This is a genomic window from Ruegeria sp. BHSA118 (genome assembly GCF_059613405.1).
Map to the genome: position 1 here is coordinate 1 of NZ_JBXWSM010000170.1, position 1,099 is coordinate 1,099.

Below are 1,099 nucleotides of genomic sequence, written 5' to 3' on the forward strand. Positions count from 1 at the left end.
GTCTTCGAAAAAAGCGCGCAATACGAGGGTTTCCTGGCCTTCGAAATCCATTTTGATGGCATCAACCTTGGTCAGCCCGGCATCGCGTATCGCGTCCAACAACGGAATCGCCCGAACGCACAGATCGCCCGACCTGACAACTCTGGCATGACCCCGGTCGCCAAGGTTCGCGGATTCGAACCACACCTTACCCGGTTCGTCAGACAGGGCCTTGTCGCAATGGACGACCTCACTGGCTTGATTGGCAGCCAGTTTGGTACCGAGGCGAGCCTTGTTGGTCGGATCCGGTTCAACAACCAAGGCTTTGAGGTTGCGTACCAACTTCTGCGCAACTGATCTGACCCACAGGGTGTACAGCCCGGCACTCGCACCGGCGTCGACAAAGGCATAATCGCCAGAGCCCTGCGACATATGGTTGGCCAGCGATTGACGCTCATCCAGATCAAAGAACTGCGAGCCTGTTATGACGCGACGTTCGACCCAGTTGTCCGATGGGTACAATCGGCATTTCTGCCCGCCGAACACCTCAACATCGTAAGGCTCTTGCTGAGAGGCCATTACTATCCTGCGAATTCCGGACGACATCCATTGACGTGGCATCACCTCAGACCACCGGCGCAAGATTTCCATCCGATGTGAAAGAGCGTAAGTGCCAAATGGAGGTTTCGGAGACGCGTGCTGCATGGTGAAGACCGTTCCGGCAGGCCTGAACGAGGCCTGCCGGAACCGAGTAACGCGTTAGGCGCGCTTGTCGTCGTCGAGGTCTTCGAACTCGGCGTCGACGATGTCATCGTCGCCTGGTGCAGCGTCTGCGGCAGCAGGTTCCTCTTCGCCTTCTTCGGCTTGCGCCTTATAGATGGCTTCGCCCAGCTTCATGGCAGCTTCGGTGACGTTCTGGATGCCAGACTTGATCTTGTCGGCATTTTCGGTTTCCAGCTCGTCCTTCAGCGCGGCGATCGCCAACTCGATGGCTTCGATCGTGGTCGGGTCGACCTTGTCGGAATGCTCTTCCATCGACTTTTCGGTCGAATGGATAAGGCTTTCCGCCTGGTTCTTCGCCTCGATCAGCTCGCGGCGTTCCTTGTCGGCTTCCGCGTTC

The 1,099-nt window shown here is 57.5% G+C and carries 2 protein-coding genes; both read right to left on the minus strand.

The window, feature by feature from the left end; all coding sequences use genetic code 11:
- Positions 1–558: FkbM family methyltransferase (locus AC2FNN_RS21700; protein WP_496760606.1), on the minus strand; the 558-nt coding region annotated here is incomplete at its 3' end.
- A gap of 180 nt (positions 559–738) precedes the next feature.
- The coding region (locus AC2FNN_RS21705) for an Hsp70 family protein (protein WP_496760607.1) at positions 739–1,099 on the minus strand (361 nt) is incomplete at its 5' end.